This window comes from Klebsiella sp. K-Nf6, assembly GCF_002806655.1.
GTDB classification, from domain to species: domain Bacteria; phylum Pseudomonadota; class Gammaproteobacteria; order Enterobacterales; family Enterobacteriaceae; genus Klebsiella; species Klebsiella variicola.
The window spans coordinates 47,680-68,925 of sequence record NZ_PIBN01000010.1 but is presented as its reverse complement, the minus strand read 5'-3'; the positions used below and the strand labels follow the sequence as shown (position 1 = coordinate 68,925).

The 21,246-nt window shown below is 60.2% G+C and carries 14 protein-coding genes; 7 read left to right on the top strand and 7 right to left on the bottom strand.

Annotated features, from left to right (window positions below; translation table 11 throughout):
• Position 1: 1 nt before the first annotated feature.
• The 5 genes from gspF to CWM61_RS29325 are packed head-to-tail and all read right to left on the bottom strand — an operon-like array spanning position 2 to position 5,655.
• Positions 2-1,216 (bottom strand): type II secretion system inner membrane protein GspF, encoded by a 1,215-nt coding sequence (gene gspF / locus CWM61_RS17255; protein ID WP_074386841.1) that lies wholly within the window; start codon positions 1,214-1,216, stop codon positions 2-4.
• Between the two features lies 1 nt (position 1,217).
• Positions 1,218-2,711, bottom strand: a complete 1,494-nt coding sequence (gene gspE, locus CWM61_RS17250; protein ID WP_074386840.1) for a type II secretion system ATPase GspE — start codon at positions 2,709-2,711, stop codon at positions 1,218-1,220.
• Positions 2,708-4,681, bottom strand: coding sequence for a GspD family T2SS secretin variant PulD (gene pulD / locus CWM61_RS17245; protein WP_165785281.1), 1,974 nt, complete (start codon positions 4,679-4,681; stop codon positions 2,708-2,710). Before pulD ends, gspE begins: the two co-directional genes overlap by 4 nt.
• 9 nt (positions 4,682-4,690) lie before the next feature.
• Positions 4,691-5,533: a type II secretion system protein GspC gene (gene gspC / locus CWM61_RS17240; RefSeq protein ID WP_074386838.1), complete on the bottom strand. Its 843-nt coding sequence runs from the start codon at positions 5,531-5,533 to the stop codon at positions 4,691-4,693.
• On the bottom strand, positions 5,518-5,655 hold the full coding sequence (locus tag CWM61_RS29325) for a hypothetical protein (RefSeq protein ID WP_004219434.1): 138 nt from the start codon (positions 5,653-5,655) through the stop codon (positions 5,518-5,520). Before CWM61_RS29325 ends, gspC begins: the two co-directional genes overlap by 16 nt.
• 184 nt (positions 5,656-5,839) lie before the next feature.
• Between CWM61_RS29325 and pulA the strand changes: the two genes are divergently transcribed.
• Together pulA and gspB are read left to right on the top strand one after the other, a co-directional pair.
• Positions 5,840-9,148: a pullulanase-type alpha-1,6-glucosidase gene (gene pulA / locus CWM61_RS17235; RefSeq protein WP_100631611.1), complete on the top strand. Its 3,309-nt coding sequence runs from the start codon at positions 5,840-5,842 to the stop codon at positions 9,146-9,148.
• Between the two features lie 256 nt (positions 9,149-9,404).
• Positions 9,405-9,962 (top strand): type II secretion system assembly factor GspB, encoded by a 558-nt coding sequence (gene gspB, locus CWM61_RS17230; protein WP_100631610.1) that lies wholly within the window; start codon positions 9,405-9,407, stop codon positions 9,960-9,962.
• 39 nt (positions 9,963-10,001) lie between these two features.
• Here gspB and gspS read toward each other — a convergent pair whose 3' ends face one another.
• Entirely contained in the window at positions 10,002-10,376 is a 375-nt protein-coding gene (gene gspS / locus CWM61_RS17225) for a type II secretion system pilot lipoprotein GspS (RefSeq protein WP_064180730.1), read from the bottom strand.
• Between the two features lie 587 nt (positions 10,377-10,963).
• Between gspS and mrcB the strand changes: the two genes are divergently transcribed.
• The 5 genes from mrcB (at position 10,964) to fhuB (ending at position 19,676) form a co-directional block, all read left to right on the top strand.
• Positions 10,964-13,519 (top strand): bifunctional glycosyl transferase/transpeptidase, encoded by a 2,556-nt coding sequence (gene mrcB / locus CWM61_RS17210; RefSeq protein ID WP_074386835.1) that lies wholly within the window; start codon positions 10,964-10,966, stop codon positions 13,517-13,519.
• Positions 13,520-13,753: 234 nt separating this feature from the next.
• Complete coding sequence (gene fhuA, locus CWM61_RS17205; protein WP_061155714.1) at positions 13,754-15,961, top strand: ferrichrome porin FhuA; 2,208 nt, start codon at positions 13,754-13,756, stop codon at positions 15,959-15,961.
• A gap of 45 nt (positions 15,962-16,006) precedes the next feature.
• Positions 16,007-16,804 (top strand): Fe3+-hydroxamate ABC transporter ATP-binding protein FhuC, encoded by a 798-nt coding sequence (gene fhuC, locus CWM61_RS17200; protein WP_012968912.1) that lies wholly within the window; start codon positions 16,007-16,009, stop codon positions 16,802-16,804.
• On the top strand, positions 16,804-17,697 hold the full coding sequence (gene fhuD / locus CWM61_RS17195; RefSeq protein WP_100631607.1) for a Fe(3+)-hydroxamate ABC transporter substrate-binding protein FhuD: 894 nt from the start codon (positions 16,804-16,806) through the stop codon (positions 17,695-17,697). The genes fhuC and fhuD overlap by 1 nt, the downstream gene beginning before the upstream one ends.
• On the top strand, positions 17,694-19,676 hold the full coding sequence (gene fhuB, locus CWM61_RS17190) for a Fe(3+)-hydroxamate ABC transporter permease FhuB (RefSeq protein ID WP_100631606.1): 1,983 nt from the start codon (positions 17,694-17,696) through the stop codon (positions 19,674-19,676). Before fhuD ends, fhuB begins: the two co-directional genes overlap by 4 nt.
• Positions 19,677-19,899: 223 nt before the next feature.
• Here the strand turns inward: fhuB and hemL are convergent, their stop codons facing one another.
• Positions 19,900-21,180 (bottom strand): glutamate-1-semialdehyde 2,1-aminomutase, encoded by a 1,281-nt coding sequence (gene hemL, locus CWM61_RS17185; protein ID WP_016160319.1) that lies wholly within the window; start codon positions 21,178-21,180, stop codon positions 19,900-19,902.
• Positions 21,181-21,246 lie beyond the last annotated feature (66 nt).

The following is a 21,246-nucleotide window of genomic DNA, read 5'->3' as shown; positions in this document are numbered from 1 at the left end:
GTTACATACTCATAAGGGTGTTCAGTTGCAGGATCGGCTGCAGGATAGCCAGCACGATAAACAGCACCATGCCGGCCATGGTGACCACCAGCAGGGGTTCAAACAGACTGAGGGCCATCTGGATCTGCGCGCTCAGCTCCCGGTCCTGATTCTCCGCCGCGCGTTCCAGCATCGCGGTCAACTCGCCGCTCTGTTCGCCGCTGGCGATCATGTAGCGCATCATCGGCGGGAACAGGGCGGTGGATTCCAGCGCGCGATGCAGACTGACGCCTTCGCGTACCGATTCGCTGGCCGCCGCCAGCTGGCTGCGCGCCCAGGCGTTGCTGAGGACGCCGGCGCTGATGCGCATCGACAGCAGTAGCGGCACCGCGCTGGCATTGAGAATGCTTAAGGTGCGGGCGTAGCGCGCGCTGTTCACGCTGCGCGCCACGCGTCCGATGACCGGCAGGCGCAGCAGCATCCGGTCCCAGGCGAGCCGCCGGGCGGGCTGGCGCAGCAGATAACGCAGCGTCAGCAGCGCCAGTAGCGACAGCAGCACCAGCCAGGGCCCCGCGCTGCGCACGATATCGCTCAGGCTCATCAGCAGCCGGGTGGAGAACGGCAGGGCCTGTTTCAGATGAACAAACTGCTCAACGACTTTCGGGACCACAGTGGAGAGCAGAATGGCGATCACGCTGATGGCGACCAGCGTTAGCACGATGGGATAGATCATTGCCTGCAGCAGGCGGGCGCGAAGCTGCTGGCGCTGCTCGGTATAGTCCGCCAGCCGGTTAAGCACGCCGTCGAGATGGCCGGAGGTTTCGCCAGCCGCCACCATAGCGCAGAACAGCCCGTCGAAGCAGGCGGGATAGCCGCGCATCGCCTCCGCCAGCGAATGGCCTTCGAGTACTTTGCTGCGCACCCCGGCCATTAACGTTCTCAGCGGCGCCTTTTCGCACTGCTGGGCGACGGCGTCGAGCGCCTTTTCCAGCGGGATCCCGGCGGCGACCAGGGTGGCCAGCTGGCGGGTGAGCAGGGCTAAATCACCGGCGCTGGTACGCCGGGTGAGGGATCCGCTGCGCCACAGCCGGCGCGCCGGGTCGGCGGCGGTCACTTCCAGCGCCAGCCAGCCGTTGTCCCGCAGCAACTGGCGGGCGTGGCGGGCGGAGTCGGCCTGCTGAACGCCGCGGCGGGTTTTGCCCTGCGGGTCCAGCGCCTGATAGCGAAACAGGGCCATCTCAGAGGCTTTCCGTCGTTTGCTGTTCGGTGACCCGCATCACCTCCTCCCAGCTGGTGATCCCCGCCAGCGCTTTGTCGCGTCCGGCATGACGCAGGGTCTGCCAGGCTGGCCCCAGCTGCTGGATCAGGGTGATCTCATTCTCGCCGCGGTGGATAGCGGCACGGACGCGGTCGTCAATCAGCAGCAGTTCATGAATACCGGTGCGTCCGCGATAGCCGATGAAATTACACTCCGCGCAGCCTCTTGGCTGCCATAGCGGCGTGCCGACCGGAACCTCCATCTGCCGGGCGGTGTCGGCATCCGCCTGCCTGGGTTGACGGCAGTGCGGGCACAGTTGGCGCACCAGCCGCTGCGACATCACCGCCAGCAGCGACGTGGAGAGTAAAAAAGGTTCCACGCCCATATCCTGCAGACGGGAAATGGCGCCCAGCGCGCTGTTGGTGTGCAGGGTCGACAGCACCAGGTGCCCGGTCAGCGAGGCCTGAACGGCGATCTGGGCGGTTTCGCCATCGCGGATTTCTCCCACCAGTACCACATCCGGATCCTGGCGCAGTATGGCGCGCAGGCCGCGGGCGAAAGTCATATCGACTTTGGCGTTGACCTGAGTCTGGCCGATGCCCTCCAGCTCATACTCCACCGGATCTTCAATGGTCATGATATTGCGTTCGTGGGCGTCGAGACGGCTGAGGGCGGCATACAGGGTAGTGCTTTTCCCCGACCCGGTCGGCCCGGTGACCAGAATAATGCCGTGTGGCCGGGCGATCAGCGCGTCGACCCGATCGAGCAGGGCCGGGGGCATGCCCAGCGTCAGCAGATCCAGGTTGACGCTGTTTTTGTCCAGCAGGCGCAAGACGACGCGTTCGCCGTGGCTGGAGGGCAGGGTGGAGACGCGGACGTCGATCGCCCGTCCGCCGATGCGCAGCGCCATCCGACCATCCTGAGGGATCCGTTTTTCAGCGATATCCAGGCTGGCCATCACCTTGATACGCGAAATTAACAGCGCGGCCAGCCGCCGCTGCGGGCGCAGGATTTCGCGCAGCACGCCGTCGACGCGAAAGCGGATCTGCAGATGGCGCTCATAGGTTTCGATATGGATATCCGAGGCTTTCTCTTTGATGGCCTCGGTGAGCATGGCGTTGATCAGGCGGATGATCGGCGCGTCGTCCTCGCTGTCGAGCAGATCGTCGGTGTCCGGCAGCTCTTCGGCGAGGGTATAGAGGTCGAGCTCATTGCCGATATCGGCCATCATGCGGTGCGCTTCCGCCGAGTCGCGCTGATAGCTGAGCACCAGCACTTTCTCGAACGCGTCCGGCGCCAGACGGCTGACGCTCATCGGGCCGTCTGCCAGGCGACGCGCTTCCAGCAGCGCCCGGGCGGCGGTATCAGCGCGGCACAGCGCTTCGCAGCGTTCGCCGTCGCTGAGCAGCACAAGATGGTGCGCGCGGGCCCAGGCAAAGGGCAACAGCGGACGGCGTTCGGCGGCTGGCGTCATGGTCGGCCTCCGAGGTTAAAGGCGTCAATGGCGGCGCTGACCTGGCGGAAGGCCTGGGTCTCCTGCTTTGGATAGATGTGCAGCAGGTCGTTGCTGAGCGTCGCTTCGCTGCTGTCTTTGCCCCGCTGTTTGGTTTGCGCATTGTCGAATGCGGTGTACTGGCCGGAAGAGGCCTGACGGTACTCATCGCGATCGCGAATGATGGTTGGGCGGATAAACAACATCAGGTTGCGTTTCGACACTTTCTTGCTCTCGGAGCGGAACAGGGCGCCGATCACCGGGATGTCGCCGAGCAGCGGCACTTTGTCGGCGGTATCGGTGACGCTTTTATCCAGCAGCCCACCAACCACCACCGTTTCACCGCTGCCGACCAGCACGGCGTTATTCACCGTCCGGGTATTGAAGGTCGCGCCAAGATCGCTACTGGTGCTGGAGGCCGAGTCGGCGACGCTCGATACCTCCTGCTCAATCTCCAGCAGCACGGCATCGCCTTCGTTAATCTGCGGTTTCACCTTCAGCTTAATGCCGACGGTTTTGCGCTCGACGGTATTAAAGATGTTGTCGCCGGAGGTGGTTTGCGAACCGGTTAATACCGGAACTTCCTGGCCGACGTTAAAGGTGGCTTGCATGTTGTCGAGGGTCACGATGCTGGGGGTGGCCAGAATATCGTTCTTGGTACTGCTGGAGAGGGCGGTGAGCAGCATCGCCCAGTTCCCCTGATAGAAGCCGGCGGCGATACCGTTAAACGAGCCCAGAGCGCTGGCCAGCGAGCTGCTGACGGTACCGTCTTTGTTGTACTGATTGGCGCCAGCGATCACCGTGGAGATCGGCAGCCCGCTGTTGGTAAACTGGGTCATGCCAGCGTTTTTATTGGCCCACTGGATACCGAGGTTGAGGCCGTCGGCATCCTGTACTTCGGCAATAATCGCCTCCACCAGCACCTGCGGGCGGCGGATATCAAGCTGGGCGATCACCCGCTCAAGATCGTTCATCACGTCCGGCGCCGCGGTGACGATCAGGGCGTTGGTCTGGCCGTGGGCTTTGATAATGATATTTTTGTCGATCGCGGCCACCGGCTTGGCGCTTTGCTTATCGTTCTGCAGCGAGCTGCTGATCCCGGTCAGGACCTCCACCAGATCGGCGGCTTTGGCGTACTTCAGGTAGATGACTTTTGTGTTGCCCTGCACCGCCTGCTGGCGGTCGAGCTGTTTGATCATGGCGATAATGCGCTGGCGCGAGTTTGGCTCGCCGCTGACCAGTACCGCGTTGGTGCGCTCATCGGCCACCACGTTCGCCACCATCGAGCCCGGCAGCGCCGACTTGCTGCTGTCTTTATTGAGCTCGGTAACCAGCTTGACCACCTCCGCGGCGGAGGCCCAGGAGAGGGGAACGGTCACCACGCTGCGATCCCCGGCGTTGTCGACGCGCTCGACAATGGTCAGCAGGCGTTTGATGACCGCTGCGCGGCCGGTCATCAGCAGCACGTTGGAGGGCTCATAATGGACCACGCTGCCGGCGCCGGCGTTATCGTTCAGCTGACGAAGCAGCGGGGCGAGATCGCGGGCGGCGACGTTGGTCAGGGGCACCACCCGGGTGACCACTTCATCGCCTTCGCCCGGTGCAGCCTCGCTGGCGACCGGGACGGCCGAGGTTTTCGCATCTTTAGCCCGCACCACCTTCAGTACGCCGTTATTCATATTGATCACGGCGAAGCCATACACATCCAGCACGCTAAGGAAGAATTGATAATATTGCTCTTCATTGAGCATATCGTAACTGCGTACGGTAATGGTGCCGCGTACGCTGGGATCGATAATCACCGTTTTATTCAGGTTTTTGCTGACGGTATTGATAAATTCCAGGATATCGGTGCCTTTAAAGCTGGCGGAAAATTCTTCTGCGATGGCCGGGCGAAATAGCAGCGGCGTTAATATCAGCAGCGCAGTCAGCATTTTCCGCAGTCGTTTTATGGTTGGCAATTATTCATCCCCCAGCGCGAAAGCGATATCGTGTCGTTGACCTTCTCGCTCAACGGTCAGCGTTATTTCGGTCTGTTCATTCAGGTGTTGCAGCGCCTGCTGTGCTTGCGCCTGATCGCGTAAATCAATGCCATTTAGGGCAATGGCTAAATCATTTTCCTGCAGGCCGGACTGACGAAATAGCGTGGCGTCTTTGCCTGGGTTAAGGCGATAGCCCTGCAGTTTGTCGCCACTGAGCACCGGCGAAATAGATAAATAAGTGAGGATATTTTGCGGCTGTTCGCGGAGTCGCTTCACAAGAGGCGGAGTGGCCGCTGTAGCGGGCGATGACGACGGCGCGCGGGTATCGTTAAATAACAAAATGGCCTCTTTGCGTCCCTGATAGTTAACGATGATCCGGTCGGGAAGAATGGTGACGATCCGCGCATCGTACCCCGGGACAGTATCGCCGACGCTAAGGCTAACCTGCTGATTTCCTTTTTCTATAATGGCGATGGATCGCGCCGGGTTACTGCTGGCGAGCAGACCCGTAAGGCGTAGTTTCAGGCTGGAAACCGGCACCTGATTGAGGTGGGTTGCATCCGTTGGCGCAGGGCTGTTTTTTGCCGCCAGCCCAAACAGGGTAAATACGGGCCGTTCGGTTTTTAATTCCGGCTCCGCCATTGGAGAAGCGGTTAATGGCAGGGCGGAAATATCCTCAGGACTGACAGGGAATACCACGCGCCAGGTTAATTTCGCCAACTGGGGGATAGCGGTTATTAATATGATGAGCGTCACAATTTGTGGTAATAATTTAATTATCCCTTTATTTATATTTGTTAACCCCATCACAGAAACTGGCATTTTAATTCCTTTGCTAATTTATTTTTCTGCACGTTGGCGTAATACCCTACCGAAACAGGTAGGTGATTATTGGCTTTTGAATTATTTATTGCCGGAGAGTGGCGATAAGCGTGGCGAATCATAATCAGTTTGCGGTTTCGGGTCGTCATTCCCTTTATTGATTTACTCCCCCGGCTTCCTACGCCCCCCTCTCATTTGTGGGGGATGATTGCGCCCCGGAAAGCAAAAATATCTAATTAGCGCGCTGTAAAGATATTCATCCTTTCTTACCTTTTATAATTTAATAAGCATATTAGGGACTATCGAATGCTCAGATATACCTGTCATGCCCTATTTCTTGGATCGTTAGTATTATTGAGTGGCTGTGATAACAGCTCTTCCTCTTCACCCTCTGGCTCACCGGGTTCACCAGGCAATCCTGGCAACCCAGGTACTCCCGGCACGCCCGACCCGCAGGATGTGGTCGTCCGCTTACCGGACGTTGCCGTCCCTGGCGAAGCGGTGCAGGCTTCCGCCAACCAGGCTGTCATTCACCTTGTCGATATCGCCGGCATCACCAGCAGTACGCCGGCCGACTATGCGACTAAAAACCTCTATCTGTGGAATAACGAAACCTGTGATGCGCTGAGCGCGCCGGTGGCGGACTGGAATGATGTCAGCACCACGCCGACCGGCAGCGACAAATATGGCCCTTACTGGGTGATCCCGCTGACTAAAGAGAGCGGATGTATCAACGTTATCGTGCGCGATGGCACCAATAAGCTGATCGACAGCGACCTTCGCGTCTCTTTTGGCGATTTCACCGATCGGACGGTATCGGTCATCGCCGGCAACAGCGCGGTCTATGACTCCCGCGCCGACGCCTTCCGCGCCGCCTTTGGCGTGGCGCTGGCCGATGCGCACTGGGTCGATAAGACCACCCTGCTGTGGCCGGGCGGGGAAAATAAACCCATTGTGCGCCTCTATTACAGCCACAGCACTAAGGTGGCCGCCGACAGTAACGGCGAATTTACCGATAAGTATGTCAAGCTGACCCCCACCACTGTCAGCCAGCAGGTGAGCATGCGCTTCCCGCATCTCGCCAGCTATCCTGCCTTTAAGCTGCCGGATGATGTCAACGTCGATGAATTGCTGCAGGGCGAGGCGGTGGCGATATCTGCGGAAAGCGATGGGATCCTGAGCTCCGCCACCCAGGTGCAGACCGCTGGCGTGCTGGACGATACCTATGCCGCCGCCGCCGAGGCGCTGAGCTATGGCGCCCAGCTAACCGATAGCGGCGTGACCTTCCGCGTCTGGGCACCTACGGCGCAGCAGGTTGAACTGGTGGTCTACAGCGCCGACAAGAAGGTGGTGGCCAGCCATCCGATGACCCGCGACAGCGCCTCCGGCGCCTGGTCCTGGCAGGGCGGGAGCGACCTGAAGGGCGCGTTCTACCGCTACGCGATGACGGTCTACCACCCGCAGTCGCGTAAAGTCGAGCAGTACGAAGTAACCGATCCCTACGCCCACAGTTTGTCGACCAACTCAGAGTACAGCCAGGTGGTCGATCTGAACGACAGTGCGCTGAAGCCGGAAGGCTGGGACGGGCTGACGATGCCACACGCGCAGAAAACCAAAGCCGACCTGGCGAAAATGACGATCCACGAATCGCATATTCGCGACCTGTCCGCCTGGGATCAAACCGTTCCCGCTGAACTGCGCGGTAAATATCTGGCGCTCACCGCCCAGGACAGCAATATGGTCCAGCATCTGAAACAGCTGTCGGCCTCGGGTGTGACCCATATTGAGCTGCTGCCGGTCTTCGATCTGGCCACGGTCAATGAGTTCAGCGACAAAGTCGCCGATATTCAGCAGCCGTTCAGTCGCCTGTGCGAAATCAACAGCGCGGTGAAGAGCAGCGAGTTCGCGGGCTATTGCGACAGCGGTTCGACGGTCGAAGAGGTGTTGACTCAGCTGAAGCAAAACGACAGCAAGGATAACCCGCAGGTGCAGGCGTTGAACACGCTGGTGGCGCAGACCGACTCCTATAACTGGGGCTACGATCCGTTCCACTACACGGTGCCGGAAGGATCCTATGCCACCGATCCGGAAGGCACGGCGCGTATTAAAGAGTTCCGCACCATGATTCAGGCGATCAAGCAGGATCTGGGGATGAACGTCATCATGGACGTGGTGTATAACCACACCAACGCCGCTGGCCCGACTGACCGCACCTCGGTGCTGGATAAGATCGTCCCCTGGTACTATCAGCGCCTGAATGAAACCACCGGCAGCGTGGAATCGGCCACCTGTTGCTCCGACTCGGCGCCAGAGCACCGGATGTTCGCCAAGCTTATCGCCGATTCACTGGCGGTATGGACCACCGATTATAAGATCGATGGCTTCCGCTTCGACCTGATGGGCTACCACCCGAAAGCACAGATCCTCTCGGCCTGGGAGCGTATTAAGGCGCTGAACCCGGACATTTACTTCTTTGGTGAAGGCTGGGATTCCAACCAGAGCGATCGCTTTGAAATTGCCTCGCAAATCAATCTGAAAGGCACCGGGATCGGCACGTTCTCCGATCGTCTGCGTGACGCCGTGCGCGGCGGCGGGCCGTTCGATTCCGGCGATGCATTGCGCCAGAATCAGGGGGTGGGCAGCGGCGCCGGCGTTCTGCCGAATGAGCTGACCAGCATGACCGACGATCAGGCGCGCCACCTCGCCGATCTGACCCGTCTGGGCATGGCCGGTAACCTTGCGGACTTCGTGCTGATCGACAAAGACGGCGCGGTGAAGAAAGGCAGCGAGATTGACTATAACGGCGCGCCTGGCGGCTATGCGGCTGACCCGACGGAAGTCGTGAACTATGTGTCAAAACACGACAACCAAACGCTGTGGGACATGATCAGCTACAAAGCTGCTCAGGAGGCGGATCTCGATACCCGCGTCCGGATGCAGGCGGTGTCGCTGGCGACCGTGATGCTGGGCCAGGGGATCGCCTTTGACCAGCAGGGCTCGGAGCTGTTGCGCTCTAAATCTTTTACTCGTGATTCGTATGATTCCGGTGACTGGTTTAACCGCGTGGATTACTCCCTGCAGGACAACAACTACAACGTGGGTATGCCGCGCAGCAGCGATGATGGCAGCAACTATGACATCATCGCCCGGGTGAAAGATGCGGTGGCTACTCCGGGTGAAACGGAGCTCAAGCAGATGACCGCGTTTTATCAGGAGCTGACCGCGCTGCGTAAATCGTCTCCGCTGTTTACCCTCGGTGACGGCGCGACGGTGATGAAGCGCGTGGACTTCCGCAACACCGGCACCGATCAGCAGACGGGTCTGCTGGTGATGACCATCGATGACGGGATGCAGGCTGGCGCCAGTCTGGACAGCCGTGTCGACGGCATCGTGGTGGCGATCAACGCCGCACCGGAAAGCCGGACGCTACAGGACTTCGCCGGCACATCGCTGCAGCTGAGCGCCATCCAGCAGGCGGCAGGCGACCATTCGCTGGCGAGCGGCGTGCAGGTTGCCGCTGACGGCTCGGTCACGCTGCCAGCCTGGTCGGTAGCGGTCCTCGAGCTGCCGCAGGGCGAATCGCAGGGCGCTGGCCTGCCGGTGAGCAGTAAATAAGGTGACGTGGGGTGCCCGTGAGGGCGCCTCTGGCTGATGACAAACCTGTTTCGTTATTGTGCTCGCCTTTCTGCCGGGTAGCGGCTTTCGCCTTACCCGGCCTACGAAAGATTGCAATATCAAACAGTTATGCAGTTATCTGTAGGCCCGCGCAAGCGTAGCGCCGCCGGGCAATCCCTGAAGATTGCACTTTGTCAGCAGTCTGGGGCGCCCGTAAGGGCGCCTTCTCTGCACCGTGAGGGAACAGGAGACGGTTGTGATTGTTCGTGATGATAGTGAAAGAGGCATCCCGCCGCTGGTGGCGCATCAGCCGCCGTCCGCGCAGGCAGACGCGCCGGTGAGCCGCGGCCGGATGGTGCAGGTCCCCGGCTGGATTATCCCGCTGTACGCCGGATTATTTATCGCGCTCGGCTGGTTTGGCGGCGAGCAGTGGCGCCATCCGTCACCGCCGCAAACTCTGCCTTTGCCGGTGGCCCATGCGGCGCTTCTGCCGTTAACCGCCGCCGGGGAGACCGCGCCAAAAAACCCGTCGCCGGCGGTAAAACCCAGCGCACCTGCGGCGCCGGTAGTGGACAGCGATACGCTGCCGCCCCTGCGCTACAGCGCCCATATCTACGCCTCGCTACCGGAAAAGCGCAGCATTGTGTTAAACGGCAAAGCGTGGTCGGAGGGCGATTCCCCGTTGCCCAATCTGGTGGTGGAGCAGATCCAGCAGGATGTGACGATTTTTAGCTTCAACGGCACTACATTTACCCTGGCGGCGCTGGATGACTGGCCCGGCGGGAAAATTGACGAGGAGCCGAAAGGGGAATAAGGGGCACGCGCAATAATATGCGCGTTGAGAATATTTTGCTTAGTCGCTGCGCAAACTGGCAATAAAGGGAGCGAGCTGGCGATTAAATTGACTACACTGTGTGGCTTCCGGAGTGCTGTCCTGCAAAAGTTGTTGATAAAGCCGGTCGCTATTTTGGCTTAACGTCGCTACGTCAATATTTCCCCATCCGCGCGCTTTGCCGACATTCACCGCTGCCTGATATATCGTTTCATCGGCGGGCAGGTCGCTACGATTACATTTATTCTTGAGATAGCGCGTCCCGGCCGCTACCGACGAGAGCTGCTCCAGCTGCGCCTGGCTGCTGATGGCCGGGCTGAGCGTAGAGGCGGGTTTCTGTTGGCAGCCAGAGAGCATGGCGACCACGCAAAGCGAAAATATAAACGGAATGCGCATAGTAGAGTAATCAAAATAATGAATCACTGGCCGCTAGTTTAACAAATATTCCCTTGGTGTCATCATAAAATATTATTCGGCATAAATGTTAACAGGCTCGCATTTTTATCAGCAGAAAATCAGTTAAACCCCTTTACTTCTCTCAATAATAAATGCTTTCGTCCGGGAAATATATTTTCAGCCGGAGATGATGCCAGTGCGTTTGGCATCATGGCGAGCGTCATTTTTTATGTTATTAAAAAACATACTCTTTCCCATCTTGTTACGTGCGCAGGAGGTAAAATGCTGGTTAAGAATGTCGCATTTTAGTGCTATCCTGTATACCCTGAACATTACGTGCTATGTTCTGACCATTTCTGCTGGTGATGCGTTTAACATAATGATTTTATGGTGAATTTTTATTGTTAATATCATGTAAAACGAAGCAAGCCAACCTCATGAAAGGCTGGCGGCATGTCCTGCCTGCCAGCAGGTTGTCGTCCGAAGGATAAGCAGCCTGGACGTTAATTTGAGAGATTTCTTCTTCCTCTGTGCAGGGGAAGTATTGAGAATCAGGCCTTTGCGCCTGAACGTTGCGGAGAAAAAGCATGGCGGGAGATGACCGCGAGCCTATCGGACGTAAGGGGAGACCCTCGCGTCCGACAAAACAAAAAGTCACCCGTCGCCGGGTCCGGGAAGAGGACTACGACGACGAGTATGATGACGATGATTATGAGGATGAGAAACCGGTGCCAAGAAAAGGAAAAGGCAACGGCAGCAAACCTCGTCGTAAGCGCCGCTGGCTGTGGCTGCTGGTCAAGCTGGGGATTGTCTTTGCGGTGCTGATTGCCGCCTATGGCGTCTACCTCGATCAGAAAATCCGCAGCCGCATTGACGGTAAAGTTTGGGAGCTGCCGGCCGCGGTCTATGGCCGGATGGTGAACCTTGAGCCGGACATGCAGATCAGCAAAAACGAGATGGTGCGTCTGCTGAATGCCACCCAGTATCGTCAGGTCAGCGCGATGACGCGCCCGGGCGAATACACCGTGCAGGCCAACAGCATCGAGATGATCCGTCGTCCGTTCGATTTCCCGGATAGTAAAGAAGGGCAGGTGCGCGCGCGTCTGACCTTCGATGGCGATCATCTGGATACCATCGAGAATATGGATAATAACCGCCAGTTCGGTTTCTTCCGCCTCGATCCGCGGCTTATCACCATGCTGCAGTCGCCGAACGGTGAGCAGCGCCTGTTCGTGAAGCGCAGTGGCTTCCCGGATCTGCTGGTGGATACGCTGCTGGCGACCGAAGACCGCCACTTCTACGAGCACGATGGTATCAGCCTGTATTCCATCGGCCGCGCCGTGCTGGCGAACCTGACGGCAGGTCGTACGGTGCAGGGGGCGAGTACCCTGACCCAGCAGCTGGTGAAAAACCTGTTCCTCTCCAGCGAGCGCTCCTACTGGCGTAAAGCCAACGAAGCGTATATGGCGCTGATCGTCGACGCCCGCTACAGCAAGGATCGCATTCTTGAGCTGTATATGAACGAGGTGTACCTCGGCCAGAGCGGCGATAACGAAATTCGCGGCTTCCCGCTGGCGAGCCTGTACTACTTCGGCCGTCCGGTGGAAGAGCTGAGCCTCGATCAGCAGGCGCTGCTGGTGGGGATGGTGAAAGGGGCGTCGGTATATAACCCGTGGCGCAACCCGAAACTGGCCCTTGAGCGACGCAATCTGGTACTGCGTCTGCTGCAGCAGCAGCAGGTCATCGACCAGGAGCTGTATGACATGCTGAGCGCGCGTCCGCTGGGCGTACAGCCGCGCGGTGGGGTGATTTCACCGCAGCCGGCGTTTATGCAGATGGTTCGTCAGGAGCTGCAGGCGAAGCTGGGCGACAAAATGAAAGATCTCTCCGGCGTGAAGATCTTCACTACCTTCGACTCGGTAGCCCAGGATGCGGCGGAAAAAGCGGCCTCGGAAGGGATCCCGGTACTGAAGAAACAGCGCAAGCTGGCAGACCTGGAAACCGCCATGGTGGTGGTTGACCGCTTCACCGGCGAAGTGCGGGCAATGGTCGGCGGCGCGGAGCCGCAGTTCGCGGGGTACAACCGCGCGATGCAGGCCCGCCGGTCAATTGGTTCTCTGGCCAAGCCGGCGACCTATCTGACCGCGCTGAGCCAGCCGAATCAGTATCGCCTGAACACCTGGATCGCCGATGCGCCGGTGACCATTCGCCTGTCCAACGGCCAGACGTGGTCCCCGCAGAACGACGATCGTCGCTTCAGCGGTCAGGTGATGCTGGTGGATGCCCTGACCCGCTCGATGAACGTCCCGACGGTTAACCTTGGGATGGCGCTGGGCTTGCCGGCGGTGGTCGATACCTGGACGAAGCTGGGCGCGCCGAAAGATCAGCTCAACGCCGTACCGGCGATGCTGCTTGGCGCGCTGAACCTGACGCCGATTGAAGTGGCGCAGGCCTTCCAGACCATCGCCAGCGGCGGTAACCGCGCGACGCTGTCGGCGCTGCGTTCGGTGATTGCGGAAGATGGCACGGTGCTGTATCAGAGCTACCCGCAGGCGGAACGCGCTGTGCCTGCCCAGGCGGCCTACATGACGCTGTGGACCATGCAGCAGGTGGTGCAGCGCGGGACGGGGCGTCAGCTGGGCGCGAAGTATCCGGGCCTGCATCTGGCGGGGAAAACCGGGACCACCAACAATAACGTCGATACCTGGTTCGCCGGCATCGACGGTAGCCAGGTGACCATCACCTGGGTGGGCCGCGACAACAACCAGCCGACCAAACTGTACGGCGCCAGCGGCGCGATGTCGATTTACCAGCGCTATCTGGCGAACCAGACGCCAACGCCGCTGGCGTTGACGGCGCCGGAAGACGTGGTCGACATGGGCGTGGACAGCAACGGCAACCTCGTCTGCAGCGGTGGCGTGCGTTCGCTGCCGGTCTGGACAACGCAGCCGGATGCGCTGTGCCGCCAGGGCGAGCTGATGCAGCAGCAGCAGTTGCAGCAGCAGGAAGCGAACAACCCGTTTAATCAGTCCGGGCAACAGCAGCCGCAGCAGCAACAACAACAGCAGCAACAGCCGCCGAAGCAGCAGGAAAAGAGCGACGGCGTCGCGGGCTGGATCAAGGATATGTTCGGCAGTAACTGATTTCGGCCGCATGACCTGACCCCTTAGTACGAAAGTATTAAGGGGTTTTTTTATACCTGTAAAAAAGTTAACGCCTCTTTAACTCCATAATAACTATCTGGTTATTAATTCGGCCTTCGGTTTCTCCAGGCGGGCATATCGCTTGCCTTGCCTTCGGCGTTTCGCCTATTATATCGCCCGTCATAATAATAATTATCGTTTACGTTATCATTCACTTTCATCAGAGATATACCCATGGCGCGTCCAAAAACTGCTCAGCCAAATCACTCGCTGCGTAAAATCGCAGTTGTAGTAGCCACGGCGGTTAGCGGCATGTCTGTCTATGCACAGGCTGCGGAACAACCGAAACAAGAAGAAACTATCACCGTCGTTGCGGCACCGGCCGCCCAGGAAAGCGCCTGGGGACCGGCGCCGACCATCGCGGCAAAACGCTCTGCCACGGCGACGAAAACCGATACCCCGATTGAAAAAACGCCGCAGTCTGTCTCGGTGGTCACGCGCCAGGAGATGGAGATGCGTCAGCCGACCACGGTAAAAGAGGCGCTCTCCTATACGCCGAGCGTCTTCTCCACCCGCGGTAGCTCGACCACCTATGATGTGGTCACCATCCGCGGTTTCACTACCTCGACGACCGTCAATACCAACCAGTATCTGGACGGCATGAAGCTGCAGGGGAATAACTACTCTGAAGTCTCCATGGACCCGTATTTCCTCGAGCGCGTGGAAGTGATGCGCGGGCCAACCTCGGTGCTGTATGGCAACAGCAACCCGGGCGGTATCGTCAGCATGGTCAGCAAACGCCCGACCACTGAGCCGCTGAAGGAAGTGCAGTTCAAGATGGGCACCGACAACCTGTGGCAGACCGGGTTTGACTTCAGCGACGCCATTGATGATGCCGGCGTCTGGTCCTATCGCCTGACCGGCCTGGGCCGCAGCCAGGATACCCAGCAGCAGATGGCGAAGTCTACCCGCTATGCGGTGGCGCCGTCCTTTAGCTGGCGCCCGGACGATAAAACCGACTTCACCTTCCTGAGCAACTTCCAGAATGACCCGGATGCGGGCTATTACGGCTGGCTGCCACGCGAAGGCACCGTGGTGCCGTATTACGACGCCAACGGGAAGGCGCACAAGCTGCCGACCGATTTCAACGAAGGCGAGGCGGATAATAAGATCTCGCGCCGCCAGAAGATGGTGGGTTATAGCTTCTCCCATCAGTTTGATGACACCTTTACCGTGCGGCAGAACCTGCGCTATGCCGAAGTCGATACCTTGTATCGCTCGGTGTACGGGAATGGCTATGTCGCCCCGGGCTACATGAATCGCGCCTATGTGCGTTCTGATGAGCACCTGAACACCTTTACCGTCGATACCCAGCTGCAGTCTGCTTTCGCCACCGGCGCGGTCAGCCATACGCTGCTGACCGGCGTGGATTACTCGCGGATGCGCAACGATGTGGATGCCGACTACGGGACGGCGGATCCTATCAGCATGAGCAACCCGCAATACGGCAACCCGAATATTCAGGTCACTTTCCCGTACGCGGTCCTCAACCGAATGGAGCAGACGGGCCTGTACGCGCAGGATCAGATGGAGTGGGATAAGTGGGTCATGACCCTGGGCGGCCGTTACGATTACGCCACCACCTCAACGTTAACTCGCTCCAGTAACAGCCTGGCGGAGAATCACGACCAGCAGTTCACCTGGCGCGGCGGTATCAATTACCTGTTTGATAACGGCATCTCTCCGTACTTCAGCTACAGCGAATCCTTCGAGCCGGTATCGGGTTCCGGGCTTAACGGCCAGCCGTTCGATCCGTCGCGTGGCAAGCAGTATGAAGCTGGCGTGAAATATGTGCCGAAAGACATGCCGGTGGTGGTCACCGCGGCGGTCTATCAGCTGACCAAAGATAAGAACCTGACGGCGGATCCGGCTAACCAGGCGTTCAGCATCCAGACCGGCGAGATCCGCTCCCGCGGCCTTGAGCTGGAGGCGAAAGCGGCGGTGAACGCCAATATCAACGTCACCGCGGCCTACAGCTACACCGATGCGGAATACACTCACGATACGGTGTTCAACGGCAAGCGTCCGGCGGAAGTGCCGCGTAACATGGCGTCGCTGTGGGCGGATTACACCTTCCACGAAACCGCGCTCAGCGGTCTGACGGTCGGCGCCGGGGCACGCTATATCGGTTCAACGGTCAGTTACTACAAAAACGACACCAGCACCGGTAACAAAAATGATGCCTTCAATGTGGCCGGTTATGCGCTGATGGATGCGACGGTGAAATACGATCTGGCGCGCTTTGGCCTGCCGGGCTCTTCGGTCGGCGTCAACGTCAACAACCTGTTTGACCGCGAATATGTCTCCAGCTGCTATAGCGAATACGCCTGCTACTGGGGGGCGGGACGTCAGGTTGTCGCGACCGCAACCTTCCGCTTCTAACTACTCACGGGCGCGGTTCGCCGCGCCCAACATCAGGTTGTTGCTATGCAGGAACAGACTCCGCACTCTGAGACCACCTTTGCGTTAAATGGCGTGACCTTTCGCGTACCGGGTCGCACGCTGCTTCACCCCCTTTCGTTAACCTTCCCGGCAGGAAAAGTGACTGGCCTGATAGGCCATAATGGTTCCGGCAAATCCACATTACTGAAAATGCTCGGCCGCCATCAGCCGCCTTCCGCAGGCGATGTGCTGCTGGACGGCCAGCCGCTGGAGAGCTGGAGCAGCAAGGCGTTTGCCCGCAAAGTGGCCTATCTGCCGCAGCAACTGCCAGCGGCGGAAGGGATGACAGTTCGCGAGCTGGTGGCGATAGGTCGCTACCCGTGGCACGGCGCGCTGGGGCGCTTCGGCGCGGCGGATCGCGAAAAGGTGGAAGAGGCGATCGCGCTGGTGGGGCTGAAGCCTTTGGCGCAGCGGCTGGTGGACAGCCTCTCCGGCGGCGAGCGTCAGCGGGCGTGGATCGCCATGCTGGTGGCGCAGGATAGCCGCTGCCTGCTGCTTGATGAACCGACCTCGGCGCTGGATATCGCCCATCAGGTTGATGTGCTCGCGCTGGTGCATCGTCTCAGCCAGCAGCGTGGCCTGACGGTGATCGCGGTCCTGCATGATATCAATATGGCTGCCCGCTACTGCGATTATCTGGTCGCGCTGCGCGGTGGGGAAATGATCGCCCAGGGGACGCCAGCAGAACTGATGCGCAGCGACACGCTGGAACAAATCTACGGCATCCCGATGGGGATCCTGCCGCACCCGGCGGGCGCGGCGCCGGTAAGTTTTGTCTATTGATGATGAACCCAACTCTGATAACCCGACGCCGCCTGCTGACGGCGATGGCGCTCTCGCCGCTGCTGTGGCAGATGCGTGGCGCGCAGGCGGCGAACATTGACCCGCAGCGCGTCGTCGCGCTGGAGTGGCTGCCGGCCGAACTGCTGCTGGCGCTTGGCGTCACGCCCTACGGCGTGGCCGACATTCCCAACTATCGCCTGTGGGTGAACGAACCCGCGCTGCCCACGTCGGTAATTGATGTCGGCCTGCGCACCGAACCCAATCTTGAGCTGCTGACGCAGATGAAACCGTCGTTTATCGTCTGGTCGGCAGGCTATGGCCCGTCGCCGGAAAAGCTGGCGCGTATCGCACCCGGCCGCGGTTTCACCTTCAGCGACGGCAAACGGCCGCTGGCGATGGCCCAGCGTTCGCTGCTGGAAATGGCCGACCTGCTGGGTAAACAACAGCAGGCGAAGCACCACCTGGCGGAGTTCGACGCGCTGATGGAGAACCTGCGTCCGCGTTTTGCCGGGCGTGCTGATCGCCCACTGCTGATGATTTCGCTGCTCGATGTCCGCCACGTACTGGTATTCGGTGAGAACTGCCTGTTCCAGGAAGTGCTCGATCGCTTTGGCATTCAAAACGCCTGGCGCGGCGAAGCGGCGTTCTGGGGCAGCATCACCGTCGGTATTGACCGGCTGGCGGCATTTAACGAGGCCGATGTGATCTGTTTCGATCATGGCAACGATCGGGAGATGGCCCAGCTGTTGGCGACGCCGCTGTGGCAGGCGATGCCGTTCGTGCGCGCGGGGCGTTTCCAGCGGGTTCCGGCGGTGTGGTTCTATGGCGCGACGTTGTCGGCGATGCATTTCGCCCGCGTGCTGGCCGATGCGCAGGGGAGGGCGGCGGTATGAACGCGCGTCTCTCGCCGTTAGCCATTCTCCTGCTGACCGGGCTGCTGGTTGCCGCTTTCGCGCTGAGCATCGTCAACCTCAATGTCGCTTTACCTTACGCGCAATGGCGTCAGGCGCTGTGGCAGCCGGATATCGATAATATCGCCCAGATGCTGTTCCATTACAGCCTGCTGCCGAGGCTGGCGATATCGCTGCTGGTCGGCGCCGGGCTGGGCCTCGTCGGCGTGCTGTTCCAGCAGGTGCTGCGTAACCCGCTGGCGGAGCCGACCACGCTTGGCGTCGCCACCGGCGCGCAGTTGGGAATGACCGTCACCACATTATGGGCGATCCCCGGCGTGCTGGCGTCACAGTTTGCCGCGCTGGCTGGGGCTTGTCTGGTGGGGGCGCTGGTGTTCGGCGTCTCGTGGGGCAAACGTTTGTCGCCGGTGACGCTGATCCTGGCCGGCCTGGTGGTGAGTCTCTATTGCGGCGCGGTCAATCAGCTGATGGTGATTTTCCATCATGACCAGCTGCAAAGCATGTTCCTGTGGAGTACCGGCACCCTGACGCAGACCGACTGGAGCGTGGTGCAGCGTCTGTGGCCGCAGCTGCTCGGCGGCGCGATGTTGACGCTGTTGTTGCTACGCCCGTTAACCCTGATGGGGCTTGATGATGGCGTGGCGCGTAACCTTGGGCTGGCGTTGTCTCTGGCGCGGCTTGGCGTGCTGACGCTGGCGATTGTCATCAGCGCGCTGCTGGTTAACGCGGTCGGCATTATCGGCTTTATCGGTCTGTTCGCGCCGCTGCTGGCGAAAATGCTCGGCGCCCGCCGCCTGCTGCCGCGGCTGCTGCTGGCGGCGCTGATCGGCGCGCTGATCCTGTGGCTTTCCGACCAAATTATTCTCTGGCTCAGCCGGGTCTGGCGGGAAGTCTCGACCGGGTCAGTCACCGCGCTGATTGGCGCGCCTTTATTGCTGTGGCTGCTGCCGCGGCTGCGCAGCATCAGCGCCCCGGTGATGAACGGCGGCGATAAAGCGCTGATCGAGCGCCGCCACGTGCTGTGGTTCGCGCTGGGCGGCTTAGCGCTGCTGCTGTTGGCGGTAACCGCCGCGCTAACCTTTGGCCGCGATGCCCATAGCTGGCAGTGGGCCAGCGGCGATCTGCTGGCGCAACTGATGCCCTGGCGCTGGCCACGAGTGCTCTCGGCGCTGTTCGCCGGGGTGATGCTGGCGGTCGCGGGCTGCATCATTCAACGCCTGACCGGCAACCCGATGGCCAGCCCGGAAGTACTGGGCATCAGCTCTGGCGCGGCCTTCGGCGTGGTATTGATGCTGTTCTTCGTGCCGGGCAACGCCTTTGTCTGGCTGCTGCCTGCCGGCAGCCTTGGCGCGGCGGCGACGCTGCTGGTTATCCTGATCGCCGCCGGGCGCGGCGGTTTCTCGCCGCACCGGATGCTGCTGGCGGGGATGGCGCTGAGTACCGCTTTCACCATGCTGCTGATGATGCTGCAGGCCAGCGGCGATCCGCGCATGGCGCAGATCCTGACGTGGATGTCCGGTTCGACCTATAGCGCGACGCCGGAAATGGTGCTGCGTAGCGGTGTGGTGATGCTGGCGCTGCTGGCGCTGGCGCCGCTCTGCCGCCGCTGGCTGACCATCCTGCCGCTGGGCGGCGAGGCGGCGCGGGCGGTGGGGATGGCGCTGACGCCATCGCGTATCGGGTTGCTGCTGCTGGCGGCGAGCCTGACGGCGACGGCGACGCTCACCATAGGGCCGTTAAGTTTCGTTGGCCTGATGGCACCGCACATTGCGAGGATGCTGGGATTCCGCCGGACGATGCCGCATATGGTGATTTCCGGGCTGACGGGCGGGATGCTACTGGTGCTCGCCGACTGGTGCGGGCGAATGATCATGTTCCCCTACCAAATTCCCGCGGGGCTGTTGTCGACCTTTATCGGCGCGCCGTACTTTATCTATTTGCTGAGAAAGCAGAGCCGCTAACGATCCCGGATGGCCTCAACATCCCCGGTGGCGCTATCGCTTACCGGGGTTACAGCGTTGTGCGATTTGGTAGCCCGGATAAGGCGCAATGCGCCGCCTCCGGGAAACTCCCCGGTGGCGCCATCGCTTACCGGGGCTACAGCGCTGTGCGATTTGGTAGTCTGGAGAAGGCGCAATGCGCCGCCTCCGGGAAAATCCCTGCGCCACCAGGCATTCAAGCACCTTACAGTTTGGCAAACACCCGACGGGCGGCGTCGATGGTGTTGTTAATGTCCTCTTCGCTGTGGGCGATGGACATAAAGCCGGCTTCAAACGCCGACGGTGCCAGGTACACGCCTTCCTCCAGCATCAGGTGGAAGAAGCGCTTGAAGCGTTCGACATCGCACTTCACCACGTCCTGATAACAGGTGACGGTTTCGGCATCGGTAAAGAAAATGCCGAACATGCCGCCAACGTTATTGACCACCAGCGGGATCCCGGTTTCGCGCGCCGCGTTCAGCAGGCCATCCGCCAGCTGGTTGGTCAGATCGGTCAGGGTTTCATGCACGCCCGGCTGCGCCACTTCACTTAAGCAGGCGAAGCCAGCGGCCATGGCGATCGGGTTACCGGAGAGCGTACCAGCCTGGTACACCGGGCCGGTCGGCGCCAGCGCGTCCATCACTTCGCGGCGGCCGCCGAAGGCGCCCACCGGCATCCCGCCGCCGATAATTTTACCAAGGCAGGTCAGATCTGGCTCCACGCCGTAATAAGCCTGGGCGCCCGCCAGCGCCACGCGGAAGCCGGTCATCACTTCGTCGATGATCAGCAGGGCGCCGAACTCATCGCACAGCGCGCGCAGGCCCGGCAGGAACTCCGGCTGCGGCGGAATGCAGTTCATGTTGCCGGCCACCGGTTCGACGATGATACAGGCGATATCCTGCGGATACTGCTCGAACGCCGCGCGTACCGAGGCGAGGTCGTTATAGGTGCAGGTCAGGGTATGTTTAGCGAAATCGGCTGGCACGCCCGGCGAGTTTGGCTGGCCGAGGGTCAGCGCGCCGGAACCGGCTTTCACCAGCAGACAGTCGGCATGGCCGTGATAGCAGCCTTCGAACTTAATGATCTTATCGCGGCCGGTGAAGCCGCGGGCCAGTCGAATGGCGCTCATGGTCGCTTCGGTGCCGGAGTTCACCATCCGCACCATATCCATGGTCGGGACCAGCTCGGTCACCAGCGCCGCCATTTTCACTTCCATTTCGGTCGGCGCGCCAAAGCTCAGGCCGCGGGACGCCGCTTCGATCACCGCATTGCGGATAGCCGGATGGTTGTGACCCAGCACCATCGGACCCCAGGAGCCGACATAATCGATATAGGCCTTCCCATCCACGTCATAAAGATAGGCGCCATCCGCGCGTTCGATAAACAGCGGCGTGCCGCCGACGCCGGTGAAGGCGCGCACCGGCGAGTTAACGCCGCCGGGGATCAGTTCGCGCGCAGCATGGTACAGATTTTCAGATTTGCTCATGGCCAGGGTCCTGGTTCGTGAAAAATGTTTTATCGGCTATTCTAAGTTATTCCAGGATGGTTATGA